This window comes from Heyndrickxia vini (assembly GCF_016772275.1).
GTDB classification, from domain to species: domain Bacteria; phylum Bacillota; class Bacilli; order Bacillales; family Bacillaceae_C; genus Heyndrickxia; species Heyndrickxia vini.
In genome coordinates this window covers 1,333,472-1,351,958 of record NZ_CP065425.1, presented here as the reverse complement: position 1 = coordinate 1,351,958, position 18,487 = coordinate 1,333,472, and the positions used below count along the sequence as shown (strand labels likewise).

Annotated in this window: 17 protein-coding genes; 6 read left to right on the top strand and 11 right to left on the bottom strand. The window is 35.3% G+C overall.

Annotated elements, in window-relative coordinates; all coding sequences use genetic code 11:
- Positions 1-214 precede the first annotated feature (214 nt).
- Genes I5776_RS06740 through I5776_RS06730 form a run of 3 tightly spaced genes read left to right on the top strand, consistent with a single transcriptional unit; the run spans position 215 to position 2,715 of the window.
- Positions 215-847 carry a GNAT family N-acetyltransferase gene (locus tag I5776_RS06740; protein WP_202779642.1) on the top strand — a complete coding sequence of 211 codons (633 nt, stop codon included), beginning with the start codon at positions 215-217 and terminating at the stop codon, positions 845-847.
- Positions 848-889: 42 nt separating this feature from the next.
- A complete protein-coding gene (locus I5776_RS06735; RefSeq protein ID WP_202779641.1) occupies positions 890-1,540 on the top strand; it encodes an acetoin utilization AcuB family protein in 651 nt (216 codons plus the stop codon).
- Positions 1,537-2,715 (top strand): acetoin utilization protein AcuC, encoded by a 1,179-nt coding sequence (locus I5776_RS06730; RefSeq protein ID WP_202779640.1) that lies wholly within the window; start codon positions 1,537-1,539, stop codon positions 2,713-2,715. Before I5776_RS06735 ends, I5776_RS06730 begins: the two co-directional genes overlap by 4 nt.
- 23 nt (positions 2,716-2,738) lie before the next feature.
- Here I5776_RS06730 and lepB read toward each other — a convergent pair whose 3' ends face one another.
- The 3 genes from lepB to I5776_RS06715 form a co-directional block, all read right to left on the bottom strand.
- Positions 2,739-3,287, bottom strand: a complete 549-nt coding sequence (lepB, locus tag I5776_RS06725) for a signal peptidase I (RefSeq protein ID WP_202779639.1) — start codon at positions 3,285-3,287, stop codon at positions 2,739-2,741.
- A 133-nt stretch (positions 3,288-3,420) separates the two neighbouring features.
- Complete coding sequence (gene ccpA / locus I5776_RS06720) at positions 3,421-4,419, bottom strand: catabolite control protein A (RefSeq protein ID WP_202779638.1); 999 nt, start codon at positions 4,417-4,419, stop codon at positions 3,421-3,423.
- Positions 4,420-4,729: 310 nt separating this feature from the next.
- Entirely contained in the window at positions 4,730-5,812 is a 1,083-nt protein-coding gene (locus I5776_RS06715) for a bifunctional 3-deoxy-7-phosphoheptulonate synthase/chorismate mutase (protein WP_202779630.1), read from the bottom strand.
- Positions 5,813-6,085: 273 nt separating this feature from the next.
- Between I5776_RS06715 and I5776_RS06710 the strand changes: the two genes are divergently transcribed.
- The gene (locus tag I5776_RS06710; protein WP_202779629.1) at positions 6,086-8,242 is read left to right on the top strand and encodes a cell division protein FtsA; all 2,157 of its coding nucleotides are present in this window, start codon (positions 6,086-6,088) and stop codon (positions 8,240-8,242) included.
- A gap of 77 nt (positions 8,243-8,319) precedes the next feature.
- Here I5776_RS06710 and I5776_RS06705 read toward each other — a convergent pair whose 3' ends face one another.
- Together I5776_RS06705 and I5776_RS06700 are read right to left on the bottom strand one after the other, a co-directional pair.
- Entirely contained in the window at positions 8,320-8,712 is a 393-nt protein-coding gene (locus tag I5776_RS06705; protein ID WP_202779627.1) for a YtxH domain-containing protein, read from the bottom strand.
- A 24-nt stretch (positions 8,713-8,736) separates the two neighbouring features.
- Positions 8,737-9,228 (bottom strand): DUF948 domain-containing protein, encoded by a 492-nt coding sequence (locus tag I5776_RS06700; RefSeq protein ID WP_202779625.1) that lies wholly within the window; start codon positions 9,226-9,228, stop codon positions 8,737-8,739.
- A gap of 236 nt (positions 9,229-9,464) precedes the next feature.
- Between I5776_RS06700 and I5776_RS06695 the strand changes: the two genes are divergently transcribed.
- On the top strand, positions 9,465-10,580 hold the full coding sequence (locus I5776_RS06695; RefSeq protein WP_202779623.1) for an aminopeptidase: 1,116 nt from the start codon (positions 9,465-9,467) through the stop codon (positions 10,578-10,580).
- A gap of 34 nt (positions 10,581-10,614) precedes the next feature.
- Here I5776_RS06695 and murC read toward each other — a convergent pair whose 3' ends face one another.
- Positions 10,615-11,919 carry a UDP-N-acetylmuramate--L-alanine ligase gene (gene murC / locus I5776_RS06690; protein ID WP_202779622.1) on the bottom strand — a complete coding sequence of 435 codons (1,305 nt, stop codon included), beginning with the start codon at positions 11,917-11,919 and terminating at the stop codon, positions 10,615-10,617.
- A 265-nt stretch (positions 11,920-12,184) separates the two neighbouring features.
- Entirely contained in the window at positions 12,185-14,671 is a 2,487-nt protein-coding gene (locus tag I5776_RS06685; RefSeq protein WP_246483943.1) for a DNA translocase FtsK, read from the bottom strand.
- 247 nt (positions 14,672-14,918) lie between these two features.
- Here I5776_RS06685 and I5776_RS06680 point away from each other — a divergent pair, with 247 nt between their 5' ends.
- Entirely contained in the window at positions 14,919-15,476 is a 558-nt protein-coding gene (locus tag I5776_RS06680; protein WP_425490374.1) for a YhcN/YlaJ family sporulation lipoprotein, read from the top strand.
- Positions 15,477-15,513: 37 nt separating this feature from the next.
- On the opposite strand, the gene I5776_RS06675 is transcribed toward I5776_RS06680, so the two are convergent.
- The 4 genes from I5776_RS06675 to I5776_RS06660 all read right to left on the bottom strand — a co-directional run bounded on the left by I5776_RS06675 (position 15,514) and on the right by I5776_RS06660 (position 18,371).
- On the bottom strand, positions 15,514-16,308 hold the full coding sequence (locus I5776_RS06675) for a DUF1444 domain-containing protein (RefSeq protein WP_202780720.1): 795 nt from the start codon (positions 16,306-16,308) through the stop codon (positions 15,514-15,516).
- 81 nt (positions 16,309-16,389) lie between these two features.
- The gene (locus I5776_RS06670; protein ID WP_202779620.1) at positions 16,390-16,701 is read right to left on the bottom strand and encodes a thioredoxin family protein; all 312 of its coding nucleotides are present in this window, start codon (positions 16,699-16,701) and stop codon (positions 16,390-16,392) included.
- Between the two features lie 40 nt (positions 16,702-16,741).
- Complete coding sequence (locus tag I5776_RS06665; RefSeq protein WP_202779619.1) at positions 16,742-17,257, bottom strand: DUF84 family protein; 516 nt, start codon at positions 17,255-17,257, stop codon at positions 16,742-16,744.
- A 43-nt stretch (positions 17,258-17,300) separates the two neighbouring features.
- On the bottom strand, positions 17,301-18,371 hold the full coding sequence (locus I5776_RS06660; RefSeq protein ID WP_202779618.1) for a M42 family metallopeptidase: 1,071 nt from the start codon (positions 18,369-18,371) through the stop codon (positions 17,301-17,303).
- Between the last annotated feature and the right edge of the window lie 116 nt (positions 18,372-18,487).

Here is an 18,487-nt window from a genome sequence, read left to right as displayed (position 1 = left end):
CACTATTATTATAGTACAAAACAAAAGATTTCACAAAAAATTTTTATTTTTTTATATATTCCTATTGATTTATAAAGTGAAAAAGTAATTTGTCATGTATAATAGTTGTAAGCGCTTAATTTATACAAAACTATCTTTTTTTATCCATCACATAAACATCCTTTTTGAAAAGTTATGTATAATTACTTTAGAAAAAAGTAATAGGAGTGGCAAAATGGAGCATATAAAAATTTATAATGCCATGGAGTTAAAGACAACTAAAGGAAATTTAATTATTGAAGGCCCTATTCCTTCAGAGCAGCTAGCAAGCTTTGAATTTCATCAAGACTTAGTTGCCTTTCGTCCGCCAACACAACAACATAAAGCATTAATTGAAATTGCCGATTTGCCAGAGGGACGAATTATTATCGCAAGAGAATTCAATACCATTGTCGGATACGTTACATTCCTATACCCTGACCCTTTGGAACGATGGTCAAAAGGAAAGATGGAAAATTTAATCGAACTAGGTGCTATTGAAGTAATTCCGAAATATAGGGGTTGTTCAGTTGGGAAAAGTTTATTAAAAGTATCGATGATGGATGACGCGATGGAAGATTATATTACAATAACAACTGAGTATTATTGGCATTGGGATTTAAAAGGAACTGGATTGAATGTTTGGGAATATAGAAAAGTAATGGAAAAAATGATGGGGGCTGGGGGATTAAAATGGTTTGCAACAGATGATCCGGAAATTAGTTCGCATCCAGCCAATTGTTTAATGGTCAAAATAGGAAAAAGAATAGATAATGAATCCATTCAAAAGTTCGACCAATTGCGATTCATGAATCGATTTATGTACTAGATTCGCAGGTTGGGAATAGTTACATATTAGGAGTTGAGTTCTGTGATTATTGAGGAAATAATGAAGACAGATGTTATCACTTTACATGCTGAAGATACTATTCATTCTGCCCTATTATTGATGAGGGAAAGGAAAATTCGCCATATCCCAATTGTAGATCAACAGGAGCAATTAGTCGGCTTAATAACCGAAAGGGATATAAAAGATACAGTACCATCCCCATTTTTCAGAAATGATCAACTAGAAAAAGAACTGAATTTTCCCATCAGCAATATTATGAAAACCAATGTGATAACAGGACACCCATTAGATTTTGTTGAGGAAGTTGCAGGCCTTTTTTACGAACACAGAATCGGCTGTCTTCCAATCATTTTGAAACAAAAAATCATCGGTATCATTACTAGTACTGATCTTCTTCGAACGATGGTGGAATTAACAGGTGTGAACCAACCCGGCTCTCAAATTGAAATTAAAGTTCCTAATCGATCGGGAATGCTTCATGAAATAACCGCCATTTTCAGTGAAATGCATGTTAATGTGCATAGTGTTCTTGTTTATCCAGATAAGAAAGACTCTCAATCAAAAATATTGGTATTTCGGATTCAAACAATGAATCCCATCCGTGTTATCCAGCACCTTAAAGAAAAAGGTCATATAGTATTATGGCCAAATATGCCAGGTATGTCAGTATGAAAGATGCGGTTTTTATTTATTCAGATGAACTTCTTTCTTATCGATTTTCTAAAGATCATCCATTTAACCAATTTCGCCTTACATTAACACTTGATCTTTTAAATGAATTAAAAGTTATTCATAACGAAGATATTATTAAACCTAGAATGGCAAAAGATGAGGAACTTCAATTAATTCACGATCCAGCATATATTGCTGCGGTAAAAAGTGCAGGCAAGGGGCAATTATCTGAAGAGATAGCCGAAAACTATGGATTAGGAACAGAAGATACCCCAACATTCCCCGGGATGCATGAGGCAAGTGCCCTTTTAGTGGGAGGAACACTTACTGCGGTTGATTATGTAATGACCGGGAAAACCCCGCATGCATTACATTTAGGTGGGGGTCTGCACCATGGTTTTAGAGGCAAAGCTTCCGGCTTTTGTGTATATAATGATAGCTCTGTTGCTATAAAATATTTACAAGAAAAATATCATGCTAGAGTTCTTTATATAGATACAGATGCCCATCACGGTGATGGGGTGCAATGGTCATTTTATGATGATAATGATGTATGCACTTTTTCCATTCATGAAACAGGTAGGTATTTATTTCCTGGGACAGGCAATGTCAATGAATGGGGAAATGGAATAGGCTATGGTTATTCATTTAATATGCCCGTCGATGCTTTTACAGAAGATGAATCATGGCTCCAATGCTTTACAACAACAATTAAAGAAGTAGCGGCATATTTTAAACCAGATGTTATTTTAACTCAAAATGGTGCAGATTCTCATTACTATGATCCATTAACGCATTTATCTGCATCTATTAATATTTACCGAGAAATACCCAAAATTGCTCACGAACTGGCACATCAATATTGCGACGGTAAATGGATTGCTGTTGGGGGTGGAGGGTATGACATTTGGCGGGTTGTCCCGCGGGCATGGTCTATGATTTGGCTAGAAATGATTAATCATTCTCCCCTTTCAGGTAAGCTGCCCATTTCGTGGGTAGACAAATGGCAAAAGAAAGCGCCTATTCCTATCGCTACTACTTGGGAAGATCCACAAGATCTGTATGAACCAATCCCAAGAAAACCGGAAATAACCGAAAAAAATTTCAAGACAGCTGAACGAATCCTTCATTTTTTACAACAACAAAACACGAAAAAAAATAGTCCCCTTGTATAAAAGGAGGACTATTTTCTTTAATCTTATTTAAATACCTTGATTTCATTAAACGGCCAAAAACGAAGCTTCACTTTCCCTACGACGGAATCCATCGGGATTACGCCAAAAATTCGACTATCTTTACTAACTAAGCGGTTATCACCGAGTACATATAAATAACCTTTAGGAACTTCTTTTTTACCAATCTGTTCTTCTAAAGTAAAGTCCTCTGTTAATTTTTGCGATGATGGCAGATCTTCCTTATTTGCTTTCAAATAAGGTTCTTTATATGCTTTACCATTAATGTATAGGACATCATTTTTCATTTCAATATGATCACCTGGGAGGCCAATTACTCTCTTTACATAATGCTCGTCCGCATCGGGTGCCTGAAAAACAATTTCATCAAATCTTTTAATATCACTAAGCTTACTAACAATAATTCGGTTACCATCTTGTAAATTCGGCATCATCGATTGACCTACAACGATAGATGGTGTAAAAACAAAATACCGAACAACAAAAACAATAATTGCGGCAAGGATAATGGATTTTATCCATGAATAAAGTTCTTTCTTCGTTTTGTTCCCCAAAATCAGTCACTTCCTTCTTGAAATCAAACAAATGAAGTTGTTTATTTCATTCCACTTCTCATATTTATATTAAGATTATCAGAAATAAATCAAGGTAGCAATTTGATTTTTTCTATCATCCTAATATTCAAGTTCATTTTGTAGAATCTCTATGTTCGATTCGATGCGGAAGGATTACAATATTCTCAGAAACCTTTTCTTTGTTCATATACTTAGTTAACAGACGCATTGCTACAGCACCTATATCGTAAAGCGGCTGAACAACAGAAGTAAGCTGTGGACGAACCATTTGTGCTAATTTTGTATTATCAGAAGTAATGATTTCAACTTGCTCAGGAATGACAAGACCTGAGTCCTGAGCACCGTGGATAACTCCAAGAGCCATCTCATCATTACCAACATATATCGCAGTTGGTCTATTAGAAAATGTATTTAATTTCTGCCAAGCTTCAATTCCAGAGTCATATGTATAGTCACCTTCAATTACATATTCCTCATTAAAAGGAATTCCGGCCTTACTAAGTGCTTCTTTATACCCTTCTAACTTTTGATTCTTATTAATAGGATTATGCAAAGGACCTACAACAAATGCTATTTGCTTATGCCCTTTTTCAATAAACTCGGTTGTCGCATCAAAAGCTGCCTGTCGATAATTAATATTAACAGATGGAATTTTATTAAATGGTTCGATTGAACCAGCTAAAACAATCGGAACAGGTGAACGTTCAAATTCCGCAACATGCTCTTCTGTAATATTACCACTCATAAACACAATACCATCCACTTGTTTACCAAGCATCGTATTTAATAGATGTAATTCTTTTTCCTTATTTTGATCAGAGTTGCTCAAAATAATATTGTATTTATACATTGTAGCAATATCCTCAATACCCCTAGCTAATTCAGCAAAGAAAATATTTGAAATATCTGGAATAATTACTCCAACTGTTGTCGTTTTCTTACTAGCTAGACCACGTGCAACCGCATTTGGACGGTATCCTAGTCTTTCTATTACTTCTACAACCTTTTTTCTTGTAGCAGGTTTAACATTAGGATTTCCATTTACCACCCTAGATACAGTGGCCATAGAAACATTAGCTTCACGGGCTACATCATAAATCGTTATATTCATGCATATTCACGCTCCAATATTTACACTATACATTGATAGTTTTTAACAGTCATCGTCATTCTAATCATTTATCTTAAAAGAAGTGAAAAAAATATATTATAATCATACGATAGACTGATATATCATGCAATGAATAACACCAATTTGACAATATTTAAATATATTCAAAAGTATTAATGATTTTAAGAAGAAAGCTGAGTTAAACTTGGTAGTTGATTTCTCCTCCCGGCGCTTCACTCCATTCAACTAGGTGAAATAAATCAATAATAGCCTTTAACAAAGACAAAAAGAAAAAAGCCTTCTGAAAAAATCAGAAGACTTTTGCCACACCGCGAGAAGCCTGTAGTTCTTTATAAAATTGATCAAACTGGTTTAAATCCATTTGCTGAGCGGCATCGGAAAGTGCAACTGCTGGATCTGGATGAACCTCAGCCATTACACCATCAGCACCAATTGCTAATGCAGCTTTAGCAGCTGGTAATAATAAATCTCTTCTACCAGTCGAATGTGTAACGTCAACAAATACCGGCAAATGGGTTTCTTGTTTCAAAATCGGTACTGCAGTAATATCTAATGTATTTCGAGTAGCTCTTTCATATGTTCGGATTCCTCGTTCACAAAGAATAATCTGACCGTTCCCCTGTGACATAATGTATTCTGCAGCATTGATAAATTCATCAATAGTGGCAGCGATACCCCGTTTTAAAAGAACCGGTTTGTTTACAGCGCCAGCAGCCTTTAATAATTCGAAGTTCTGCATATTTCGCGCCCCAATTTGTATTACATCTATATAATCGGCTGCTTTTTCGATATCTTCAGGTGAGACAATTTCACTAATGACTGCTAATCCAAATTCATCTGCTATTTGTTTAAGAATTTTTAATCCTTCAAAACCTAGTCCCTGAAAATCATATGGTGATGTACGCGGCTTAAATGCCCCACCTCTTAATAGTGTTAGTCCTTTTTCTTTTACGGACTTTGCTACCTGTGCAACTTGTTCATATGACTCAACCGCACACGGGCCAAATACAAAATGGGCATTTCCATCACCAATTGTTGCACCTTTAATATTTATTATCGTATCTTCAGGTTTCTTTTTACGAGAAACAAGAAGAGCCTTCTGATGATCATCTTGTTGAAGGTCTAGCCCTGCTTTAAAAATTTCTTTAAAAATATGTTCGATCGTAGAGTTTTCGAATGGTCCATGATTATTTTCTTTAATCAAGTTGAGCATTGATCTTTCACGAACTGGATCGAAGCGGTTTACGCCCCCGGTTTCTTTTACTCGTCCAATTTTCTGTACTAATTCTGCCCTTTGATTTATTAATTCTAAAAGCTGTAAATTCAAATCCTCAACCTGTTTTCGTAATTGATCTAGCTCCTGATTTCCCATTCTTTTCATCCTCTCTCATATAAATAACATCTTACTGAACACTCTCAAGTCCAAGTTGTTAACATACTAATGAAATGACAAAGTCAGTTTAATTTTACTCGCCTTTATGATACATTTTAAAAAGGATTATGTCATATCACCATAGAGATTAAAATATTTATTAGGCATAATTATAATTCATTGCATTCAAAATGTCACTATAAAAAACTTTAATAATCAAACGCTTTTAAGTGTTAAAGCATTTTATGAAATATCTTAAAGAAGGTGTATCATTTGCAAGATAAAAAGAAGATATTTGCATTGGACATTGGTACACGATCTGTTGTTGGAATTATTCTTGAAGAAGCAGATCAACACTATTATGTAGCTGATGTATTCGTGAAGGAACATTCAGAAAGAGCAATGCTTGATGGACAAATTCATGATGTTGTTTCAGTTTCAAATGTTATAAAGGAAGTAAAAGAAAAATTAGAACAACATCATGGACCATTAAGCAAAGTATGTGTCGCAGCTGCCGGTCGTGCACTTAAGACTGAAAAGGCTGAGGTTTCTATTTCTATAAAGGGAAAGCCGATGATGACAAAACAAGATATTTTGCATCTTGAACTAAGTGCAGTTCAAAAAGCACAATCGTTAGCAGCGGAAAAGTATTCTGCTCAACAAAGTCAATTTTACTATTGTGTTGGTTATTCGGTTTTTCAATATCGATTAGATGGAGAAGAGATTGGGAATCTTATCGATCAGCAAGGAGATGAGGCCGCAGTTGAAATTATTGCTACATTCCTCCCAAGGGTTGTGGTAGAATCATTGATTTCTGCGCTTCAAAGAGCAAACTTAGAAATGGATGCACTAACACTCGAACCAATTGCAGCGATTAATGTTTTAGTCCCTGCATCCATGAGAAGGCTAAATGTGGCCCTTGTAGATATTGGTGCAGGAACGTCCGATATTGCAATAACTGATTTAGGAACAGTCATTGCTTATGGAATGGTACCTATTGCCGGGGATGAAATTACTGAAGCAATTAGTGATCAATTCTTGCTGGACTTTCCTGATGCTGAACAAGCGAAAAGGCAGTTAATCGACAATGATTTGATTCGAATAAATGATATTCTAGGGTTTGAATCAGAAATAACGAAAGAGAATATGATTGAACAAATATCACCTGCAATTGAGAAACTATCAAAAGCTATTTCTGAAGAAATTTTATTACTCAATAATGGGAAAGCGCCCAAAGCAGTTATGCTCGTTGGCGGTGGGAGTCAAACACCAGATATTTGCAATAGAATTTCTGGCAATTTGCAATTACCTGTGAATAGGGTCGCCATAAGAGGTACAGATGCCATTCAAAGTTTGACAATCTCAGCTGATATTCCGAAAGGTCCAGAATTTATCACTCCAATTGGAATTGCGATTGCAGCTCAATCATCACCTGTTCATTACGTAACTGCGTATGTAAACGAACAACCGGTTAGATTATTTGAGGTAAGAGAATTAACGATTGGGGATTGTATATTAGGTTCAGGAATTAAACTTAGCTCTATACATGGAAAGCCTGGTATGGGAATAGTAGTTTCACTTAATGGTCAGCAAATTACGATTCCGGGTGAACACGGGGAACCACCTACCATTATAAAAAACGGGGATCCATCCACACTAGATACATTAATAAATAATGGGGATCAAATTACGATTATACAAGGGAAAGACGGCCTACCCCCGCATATAAAAATTAAAGATCTCCTTGATGAGATTCCAAGTAAAAAAATATTTATTAACGAAAAGCCCATAACAGTTTCAATGATAATTAGAAAAAATGGAGATGTCGTTTCTTCTGAGGAAATACTTGCAGATGGGGACTCAATCGAAATTTCCTTTCCAAATAATATGGAAGAACTTCTTCATACATTACACATGTTTGATATACTTAATGAATTAAAACCCTTTCGTCTGAAAGTCGATGGCAAAGAAACATTCTTTCCTTCACAATCTGCTAAAATATTCATTAATTCAGAGGAAGCTAAATTATCTAACCATTTTTCTCATATGGATTGTATCACCATAGAAAGAAGAAATCCTCTAACGGTAAGAGAGTTTGCCAAACTTAAAAATATAAAATTAGATTATTGTCTTCATGTATATTTTAATGGGGAGAATGTAACAATAAGTAAACCATTAACCGAAGTTTTTAAATCTGGTCAACTATTGTCCCCAGACGAATATATTCTTTATGGTGATGAAATAGAGTTAAAGTTTTATAAAATTGAACCATTTATTTTTCAAGATATTTTCCGATTTGTTGATATAAGTATGCCTCAAAATAGCAATGGAAAATTTGAACTCTTAAATAATAAAGAGGCTGTTACCTTTTATGATACCATTTCAGAAGGTGATCAGTTGGAAATTATTTGGCCATCTGTTTATAAATAAGGAACAAATACGCAAGCGCCATGGTCAGGCGCTTGCGCTAGACGTTAAAAAATCGGAGGTAATTAACCTCCGATTTTTTAAATGAATTCCTCATCGTAACTTTCTTCTTTTTCAACTTTATCATCTTTTTCATCTTTATTTTGCAGCTTTTCCGCTTTATCTTTGACTGTACCTACGAGTTGGTTTCCTTTATCGACAGCTAAATCTTTAAGTTGAATCGTTTTTTCCTTCGTCGCCGCTGCTAAGTCATTTCCTTTTTGGGTAACAGCAATTCGTAAATGATCTGTTTTTCCCTTAAGCGTTTCAACCTGACCTGTTAGATCATCACGTAATTCCTTACCTGATTTAGGTGCTAAAAGTAATGCTGTTAAAGCACCAACTGCTCCACCAATGATTGCTCCAACTATAAAGTCTTTAGATCTTCCTTCGCTTTGTTCTTCTAATTGTTTACTAACTTCGTTATTCGCCATGTTACATTCCTCCTTTATAAACTTTTAGCTTCTCGCTCTTCTAACTTCACGTAATTGAGATTCATTTTCGCTATTATTTTTAATTGATTGCTTGATTAACTTTTTTTCCTTATTCTCTGCCCATTTGTCCTTAATTTCTTTAAAGACATTGCTCCATTGAATTACTTGTGTCATTTTATCTTGGTTCTTTTCCACTTGGTGTGTAACATTATTTGTCACTCTTCTAACGGATTCATTAAGAGATTTAATCGTTGTTCCAACATCTTGGACAGCATAGACAACGGTGTTCAGCTTTTCGGATTTTTGCTGAATATCCTCAGCCAAAGCATTCGTTTTATGTAGCAGCATCGTAGTTTCACCGGTAATTCCTTGCATTTGCCCTTCAATGCCTTCCATTGTTTTGGAAACTTGATTTAATGTTTCTTTTACTGAATTTAAAGTTTTCGATACACTAATTACTAAAATTAAAAAAGCAACAGCAATCAATGCAACACTTAAATACAGAATAATAATCATGTAGCTATACCCCTCCTTGTACTTAAACAATACCCGAATAAATAAATTGAAAACTTAATTATGTACGTTAACACCAAATACATACAATTTTCTACTTTATTTTCTCATATTCCTTGATTTTCGCCAAATGTTTATTGCGTGAAAATTCCTTTTTATTTTTCAAGCTTTTTAATAAACAAATGATTTAATAATGGGTACAATGAAATAGAAATAAATCTATTTATGGAGGAATTAGTATGAAAGATCCACGAGTAGGACAACTTGCGAAAAATTTAATTAATTATTCTGTTCAATTACAACCTGGTGAAAAAGTTTTAATTGAAAACTTCGGACTTCAAAGAGAACTAGTGGTAGCTCTTGTAAATGAGGCATATAAAGCGGGTGGATATCCTTTTGTCTCTTTAAAAGACCATCAAGTGGACCGTGCCCTGTTAATGGGAGCACAAGAAGAACAATTCAATATGTTGGCTGATTTCGAAGCAGATGTAATGAAAAAGATGGATGCTTATATCGGATTAAGATCAGGTGACAATATTAATGAACATGCCGATGTTCCTGATGAAAAAATGAAAATCCAAGGAAATACCGTAGGGAAAAAAGTACATAGGGAGATTCGTGTTCCACAAACAAAATGGGTTGTCCTTCGTTATCCAAATTCTGCAATGGCTCAACTAGCAAAAATGAGTACGGAAGCATTCGAAGACTTTTATTTTAATGTTTGTAATTTAGATTACAGTAAAATGGATAAAGCAATGGATTCATTAGTTGCCTTAATGAATAACACCGATAAAGTCCGCTTAGTAAGTCCTGGAACAGATTTAACGTTTTCAATTAAAGATATTCCTGCAATAAAGTGTGCTGGGCGTCTGAATATACCTGACGGAGAAGTATATACTGCACCAGTACGAAACTCTGTAAATGGTACAATTACATATAATACTCCATCTCCGTACCAAGGTTTTACATTTGAAAATGTGAAATTGACATTTAAAGATGGAAAAATTGTCGAGGCAACTTCAAATGACACGGAACGAATAAATAAAATCTTTGATACTGATGAAGGTGCCCGTTTTATAGGAGAATTTGCGATTGGCGTAAATCCTTATATCCTTCATCCAATGCAAGATATCTTATTTGATGAGAAAATTGCTGGAAGCATTCACTTCACACCGGGGCAATGCTACGATGTAGCTCCAAATGGAAATAATTCAAATATCCACTGGGATATGGTACTAATTCAAAGACCGGAATATGGCGGAGGGGAGATTTATTTTGATGATGTCCTTATTCGTAAGGACGGATTGTTTGTATTACCTGAATTAGAATGCCTAAATCCAAACAACTTAAAATAGTAAAAAACAGGCTTCAACGCGAAGCCTGTTTTTTTTAGTTATTTTCCAGAAGCACTTCATATGCCCGTTGATACTTTTGAATATCACCCGCACCCATAAAGATAATAACACTGTCTTTAAGTTGAAGAAGCGGTGACATATCTTCCTCTTGTAGAATTTGCGCCCCGCCAATTTTGTCTTTTAAATCATTGACTGTCAACTGTCCATGAATTTCTCTAGCTGAACCAAATATTTCACATAGAAAAACTTGATCAGCTTCACTTAGGCTTTGAGCAAATTCCATTAAAAATGTTTGTGTTCTTGTAAATGTATGGGGTTGAAAAACGGCAATAATTTCTCGATCTGGATACTTTTGTCTTGCCGAATCAATTGTCGCTTTAATTTCAGTTGGATGATGTGCATAATCATCAATAATCATTTGCGAGCCTATTTGTTTCTCAGTAAATCTCCGTTTTACACCTTGGAAAGTCTTTAAGTATTCTTTCGTTGTTTCTGTGTTAATTTCTTCGTAATGACATAAAGCAATAACAGATAATGCATTTAAGACATTATGGTTCCCAAAGGTAGGAATTTCAAAGCTTGCATAGAAATTATTACGAACAAAAACATCAAATTTTGTTCCATTTTCTGTTTTTTCAATATTTGTGGCTTGGAAATCATTTTCCTCTGCAAAACCGTAGAATAATACGGGTACTTTTGCTTGTATCTTTTGCAGCTGCTCATCATCCCCATATGCAAATATCCCTTTTTTCACATGCATTGCCATCTCTTGAAAGGCAGAAAATACATCATCAATATTTGCAAAATAATCCGGATGATCAAAATCAATATTTGTCATTATCGCATAATCAGGGTAGTACGATAAAAAGTGGCGTCGATACTCACATGCTTCAAAGACAAAGTATTGTGCATCCCTTTCGCCATGTCCTGTCCCGTCCCCAATTAAATAGGAAGTCGGTTCAGATCCAGAAATTACATGGGCAAGTAATCCTGTAGTTGATGTCTTTCCGTGAGCACCCGCGATAGCAATACTCGTGAACTTCTGCATAAATTCCCCTAAAAATTTATGGTATCTAATGACTGGAATTCCCATTTTCATTGCTTCATCAATTTCTTCGTGAGTATCAGCAAAGGCATTTCCTGCAATAACGGTTAATCCCGATTTAATGTTTTCACGTCCAAACGGCAATATTTTGATTCCCGATTCTTCCAAACCCTTTTGAGTAAAAAAATACTTCTCAACGTCTGATCCTTGCACTTCATAACCCATATCGTGTAGTATTTGTGCCAATGCACTCATACCGGATCCTTTAATACCTACGAAATGGTATACATTCATAATAGAACCTCCAACAATGTCTATATGTACACAGTATATGATATATGTATATCATTTGCTAAGAAAAACTAAATCGTGTTTTCCTTGCTCATACAAAATAGTTTATGTGAACATTTGATTAAAATAAATTGTTCATATTCCAATATTATATCACTTTTTATATTTCATGACTATGATATGTATAACATCTTTATTACAGTATAGCTATGCATATAAATACAAGAAATGATAAAAAGCAGAGCAAATGCTCCGCTTATTTATCCTATTAATAACTCGAAGTTGCTTCATAAAGCGCTTCTAAGTCCGTTCTTGAAATTAAAACATCTCTTGGTTTGCTTCCCTTCGCCTCTGAAATAATCCCTTGTTGTTCCATCATTTCAATTAATCGAGCGGCCCTATTATACCCGATTCGAAAATTTCTTTGTAATAATGAGGTGGAAGCACCGCCTTGATCAATGATAAATTCACAAGCTTCAAAAAATATTTCATCTTCCTCGTCCTCAATTTGTGCTTTCTTCAACAGTTCTTCTTGTTCAAATAGATAATTCGGTTTTTCCTCTTGTCGAACATGATGGACAACTCGATCGATTTCCTCATCCGTCACAAATGTGCCTTGAAGTCTAACTGGTTTCGAAGAACCATTTTCCAAAAACAGCATATCTCCTCTTCCAAGAAGTTTTTCAGCCCCGCTTATATCTATAATCGTTCGAGAATCAACTTGTGAGGATACAGAGAAAGCAATTCTCGTTGGCACATTTGCTTTTATCAATCCCGTAATAACGTCTACAGATGGCCTTTGTGTTGCGATAATTAAATGTATACCGCATGCACGTGCTTTTTGAGCAATGCGGCAAATTGCTTCTTCGACATCTGCTGGAGACATCATCATTAAATCTGCCAACTCATCAATCACGATAACAATATAAGGCAGTTTATCATTGAATTGTCGATGAGCTTCAGCTAATTCATTAAAGCGTTGAATATCTCTAACCCCGGTGTGGGCAAATAGCTCATACCGCCGTTCCATCTCCTCAACTGCCCACTTTAATGCTGCTGTTGCTGCTTTGACATCCGTAATAACAGGACTAACTAGATGTGGTATGTGATTATATGGTGCAAGCTCTACCATTTTTGGATCGATTAGTAACAGCTTTAGCTCATTCGGCGTTGCTTTATATAATAAACTAACAAGTATTGAGTTAATGCAAACACTTTTACCTGAACCAGTAGCACCGGCAATTAAACCATGAGGCATTTTCCTTAAATCGGTAATGATTGGGTTACCGGAAATATCAAGACCAAGTGCCGCGGTCAGCGGGGATTTACTTTCTTTAAATACTGAATTGAAAATGATTTCACTAATCATGACTGGCCTGCTATTCATATTAGGAATTTCAATTCCAACTGTATGTTTACCCGGTATTGGCGCCTCAATCCTTATATCTTTTGCAGCAAGGCTTAGTTTTAGATCATCGCTCAAATTAGTTATTTTATTTACTTTTACACCCGGTTCAGGTTGAATTTCAAATCTTGTAACTGATGGCCCTTGACTAACATTTACCACTTTTGCTCTTACATTAAAATTTAATAATGTTTCATTTAAAATATCGCTCTGTTTTTTAACCCACTCACCATCTACATCCGATATTACCGGCGGCAATAATAATTGATATGAAGGAAAAACAAATGACTGGAATATTTCACGATTTACCATTGTTTCCTGTTTTAATTCTTTTTCTGAAGAAATCTTTTTTTGACTTTTTTCCTCCCATTTTTGTCGATCCTGCTTTAACATTAAGACATTGAAAGGAATATGAGATCTGGAAGGTGTTTCAGTTTCAACAGTTATATCTGTTTCTGTTTGTTCGTCCTCATCATTAACTCCACTTACTTCATCTATTTCAAAATTTGCTTCTTCATTAAACTCATTTACTTCAGTTATTTCAACGTTTTTTTCTTCGTTAAACTCATTCACTTCAGTTATTTCAACGTTTTTTTCTTCGTTAAACTCATTCACTTCAGTTATTTCAACGTTTTTTTCTTCGTTAAACTCATTTACTTCAGATATTTCAACGTTTTCTTCTTTACTTAGCAATTCGCTGCCATTATTAAGATCAAACATATTATTTTGACTCTCTTCAATTATTCGGCCGTTACCCTCATCTTTAGCTTCTAGAACTTCTTCCTCTTCTTTTGGAATTGGTGCTTTTAATTTTATTTCTCGTAATAAATCGATCGTTTTTTCAGAAGTGACACTTTCTTCCAACCCTACATCGTTAAATGTTTGTGTAGTTGTTATGCCAGGCAATTCAAATTCAAAATCACTTTCCTTCTCCTCTTTTTTAGGCGGTCTTTTAAATCCATACACGGGAGAAGGGATTTCTGTCGGTTTAAATGGCCGTTTATTGATGGGCTCAATTTTTTTATAAGCTACTTCCGGTTTGGCTAGTTTTTCTATCGTTGTTTTTTTCACTGGTTGTTCCGTTTTTTTGTGATGAATGATTGGATGCTGCTTTTGAGGACGCTCCGGAACTTTCTTTGAATTAATCTGTTTTATCTGTTCTCCCTGTTCCTCATCGGGAATAATTGGAAAGCGGAATTTTCCTTTTGGATATTCATATTTCATTCGAGTTTCAAAATTTCTATATGTATCATTTTGATTAGAATTTGCTTTTTTTCGATCAATATTCATTTCTTCATCATCTTCTACTTCAACAGTAAAAAGATTTATTATTTTTTTTATCCAGCTCACTTTTAAATCACTCTTTCATTAATAAAAAATAAATTAGATTGGCAATTCTCATATATACATGCGTATCGAAGGAACCGCTTCTTTCATTATACAAGTAAAATATTTTTTTTCGAGGATTTTTAGATGATATTTACATTACGAATTGGACAAATATCCTTAATTTAGTCGGCATAAAATTTCTCGCGCTTGGAAAATTAGTAATGACTTTAAAAAAAAGGAGGAGTCAAAGTTGAAAATAGCTAAAACGATGATTTGTGTAGGAGTTGTTTCAGGGTTATTAATGGGATGTGCTACAAATAATGATAACAATGGAACGAAACGCAACAATGTTAGTCCAGTTCGTTACAATAATGATGATCGAAACGTTAATCCTCGTAATGTTAACTATAACAACGATTTAGTCGATAATAACAATGCGAATGATTTGGTTAATGATAACAACAACATTAACAACAATGGCAATGTCAACAATAAAATGAGAGTTGCCGATAAAGCTGCAGACAAAGTTGCTAAATTAAAAGAAGTGGATCGTGCAAATGTTATCGTAACTGATAATAATGCATATGTCGCAGTCATGTTAACCGATCGCTCACGTAATGAATTATCAAAAACAGTCGAAAATAAAATAGCTAAAGAAGTGCGAAAAGCCGACAATGATATCGATAATGTTTATGTCTCGGTTAACCCGGATTTCTTTGACAGAATGACTGACTATGGGAATGATATCCGTAACGGACATCCTATTAGTGGACTGTTCGATCAATTCAACCAAACAGTTCAAAGAATCTTCCCAAATGCAAGATAAATAATAATAAAAGGTCAGTTTCTTTGAAGCTGACCTTTTATTGTTTTCTATTTTTCCCCATAATAAAAATAGGTTCAAACTGACCTTCCTCATAGATGAATGACAAAGCTGTTATCGGAACGTGTCCATTAGTAAAAAAGCTCATCGTCATTTGTGCAAGTACATCATAGCCTGTTTCATTTTGAATATCTCCAATAATAAGTACATCTTGATGCGGTACCGAAATGGTCATATCACCCGTTACTCTTTGGGACATCTCTTTCAAAAATTTATCATTCAATATTCTACTTGCATCATACCCGTCATTCGTATTTAAAAAATAAAATTGATTTCCCGCTACAGTATCCTGTTTTGTTTCTGTAGAAAGGGAACGAAGATTGAATCGTGCCATTTGTTTAATTTTTTCTTTATCCCACTGTTCTTTTTCCAGCATAACCTCATCAATTAATCGATAGGTACTCCCTAAATCAAGTGCATAGAAAATGCGCGTTTCAGCCGTATGATCCTCTGTAAAAAACCGAATCCCTTCTGTAGATTCGATTGGGAATGAAGTGGATCGGATCACAGGGAAAATTAGTTTTTCCTTGCCGCTCATTGATTGTTGTACACCCATTACATCCAGTGCCTCTTCAACATAGTAAACCACTTCATCGATTGCTGTTTCTTTCTTTTCATGCCATTTAGAAACGATATTAGGTATTGAGACATTTATTCCTTTACCGGTTTCTACATTTTCAACTCTAAGTATTTCTTTATCACGGTCATATATTAAGCTTCTTTTTTCTGATCGAAGTCTATTTTCCAGTTCCCGTTTCATTTTAATTGTGTCCATTTTCATTTTGGTTCCCCACCTTTTGTTGGATTGCCTGTAACTATATTACATGAAAAAAACCTCCATCACAAAGATGAAGGATTATAGTCCTTTTATAAAGTTTTCAATTTCTTCTTTTGTTTTACGATCCTTGCTTACAAATCGCCCAAGTTCCTTCCCTTCTGAGAAAGCAACAAAGCTTGGTATGCCAAAAATACTCATTTCAGCACATAAATCAATAAATTGGTCTCGGTCTACATAAATAAAGGTAAAGTCCTTAAACTCGGCCTCTATTTCTGGTAAGACTGGTTCAATCACCCGACAATCAGGACACCAATCTGCCGAAAACATAAAAATGTGTTTTCCATTACTTTTTAATTGTTGAAATTCTTCAATCGAAGTTAGTTTATTCATCTGAATCATCCTTTCAAAAATGTTCATTGACCTTTATATCTTACATCTTTCTGTATTCATATTGACCAATTAATATTTTCATTACATGCAAGAACATTTCGTCACGTGTTATCTTTCCATTTGTAAAAATGCCAATGGCTCCTTCTTTTTTTCGAACGTTTTCTCTTTGCGAAAAGTCCTCCATGACTGGCCCTAACTCTTCCCCATTCCGTAACCTTACCGCAATCTCTTCAGGCAAAATAAACCGTGCCCCTCCGCCAATAATCGGTGGCTGACCTCTTTCTATAAGTGCTCCCCAATTACAAATAGATAAGCCAAATGGTGTTTCAGTCACTCCACCTTCAAGTCCAATGCCAATTTGTGCATCTATTGCTTTCAAACAATTCTCTGCTCTATGAATAGCCCCCTTAATCGTTTCTTCATCTGAGAAAGGCTGTTCACTAACATCTGATGGTACTTTAAGTGGGATAACCGATACATCTATTTCTGTTAGCTTAAATCCTGCTTCCACTGCATTTATCTTCGCAGGATTAGTAGATCCTACTGCAATTTTCATGTTTCAATCTCCTTTTTAACGAAAGGGAGGCCATTGCCCCCCCCTATTTTGAAAGAATTGTATCGACTGTCGATTGGTCACATGTTTTAATTAATTTTACTAATAATGCCTTAGCTGCTGCATAATCATCAACATGAATGATGGAAGCATGAGTATGAATATATCTTGAACAGATACCAACAACTGCACTAGGGATTCCTTCATTGGACGTATGTACTCTTCCTGCATCAGTTCCACCTTGTGAAACAAAATATTGATAAGGAATATTATTGCTTTCGGCAGTATCTAATATCAATTCACGCATACCTTTATGTGTGATCATTGATCGATCCATAATGCGTAGCAATGCCCCTTTTCCAAGTTGGCCAAACTCATTCTTATCACCTGACATATCATTCGCTGGGCTTGCATCCAAAGCAAAGAATAAATCAGGTTTAATCATATTTGCAGCTGCTTGTGCTCCGCGTAAACCAACCTCTTCTTGTACATTGGCACCTGAATAGAGAATACTTGGTATGTTTTCCCCTTGAAGTTCTTTTAATAACTCGATTGAAAGTCCGCAGCCATAACGATTATCCCACGCTTTAGCCAAAATCTTCTTATCATTAGCCATCGGTGTAAATGGACAAACAGGAACAATTTGCTGGCCAGGTTTCACGCCAATTCTCTTTACATCTTCACGATTATCAGCACCAATATCAATTAACATATTTTTTATATCCATTGGTTTATTGCGCTGATTATCACTTAATAAATGCGGTGGAATAGATCCGATTACACCAATAACAGGGCCATTATCCGTGATGATTTCAACTCTTTGTGCCAAAAGAACTTGACTCCACCAACCACCTAACGTTTGGAAGCGAATCATTCCATTTTCTGTTACCGATGTTACCATAAATCCTACTTCATCCATATGTCCCGCTACCATAATAGTCGGGCCATCAGTTTTTCCACGTTTAACACCAAAAATGCCCCCGAGACGATCTTGGACTACTTCATCCGCGTATTTTTCTAATTCGGATCTCATAAAATTTCTAACTGCATGCTCGTTTCCCGGTGCACCAGGTAATTCGGTCAATGTTCTAAATAATTCTAGCGTCTCGCGTTCCATGTGCATTCCCCTTAAAAAATATTTTTTTCACGGTTCTATTTTACAGAACTTTCATACGCCTTTCTAGTTTTCTGATTGCCCGTCTTAATTATTAGCTTTTTCGTATAGAGTAAGAC

What these genes read in the sequence shown, in the direction of transcription:
- I5776_RS06700 (WP_202779625.1), bottom strand. Translation starts at nt 9,228, where the DNA reads ATGATTATTATTCTGTATTTAAGTGTTGCATTGATTGCTGTTGCTTTT.
- I5776_RS06740 (WP_202779642.1), top strand. Translation starts at nt 215, where the DNA reads ATGGAGCATATAAAAATTTATAATGCCATGGAGTTAAAGACAACTAAA.
- I5776_RS06730 (WP_202779640.1), top strand. Translation starts at nt 1,537, where the DNA reads ATGAAAGATGCGGTTTTTATTTATTCAGATGAACTTCTTTCTTATCGA.
- murC (WP_202779622.1), bottom strand. Translation starts at nt 11,919, where the DNA reads ATGAATGTATACCATTTCGTAGGTATTAAAGGATCCGGTATGAGTGCA.
- I5776_RS06665 (WP_202779619.1), bottom strand. Translation starts at nt 17,257, where the DNA reads ATGAAAATTGCAGTAGGATCTACTAATCCTGCGAAGATAAATGCAGTG.
- I5776_RS06675 (WP_202780720.1), bottom strand. Translation starts at nt 16,308, where the DNA reads ATGGACACAATTAAAATGAAACGGGAACTGGAAAATAGACTTCGATCA.
- I5776_RS06705 (WP_202779627.1), bottom strand. Translation starts at nt 8,712, where the DNA reads ATGGCGAATAACGAAGTTAGTAAACAATTAGAAGAACAAAGCGAAGGA.
- I5776_RS06670 (WP_202779620.1), bottom strand. Translation starts at nt 16,701, where the DNA reads ATGAATAAACTAACTTCGATTGAAGAATTTCAACAATTAAAAAGTAAT.
- I5776_RS06715 (WP_202779630.1), bottom strand. Translation starts at nt 5,812, where the DNA reads ATGGGAAATCAGGAGCTAGATCAATTACGAAAACAGGTTGAGGATTTG.
- ccpA (WP_202779638.1), bottom strand. Translation starts at nt 4,419, where the DNA reads ATGAATATAACGATTTATGATGTAGCCCGTGAAGCTAATGTTTCTATG.
- I5776_RS06695 (WP_202779623.1), top strand. Translation starts at nt 9,465, where the DNA reads ATGAAAGATCCACGAGTAGGACAACTTGCGAAAAATTTAATTAATTAT.
- I5776_RS06680 (WP_425490374.1), top strand. Translation starts at nt 14,919, where the DNA reads ATGATTTGTGTAGGAGTTGTTTCAGGGTTATTAATGGGATGTGCTACA.
- I5776_RS06660 (WP_202779618.1), bottom strand. Translation starts at nt 18,371, where the DNA reads ATGGAACGCGAGACGCTAGAATTATTTAGAACATTGACCGAATTACCT.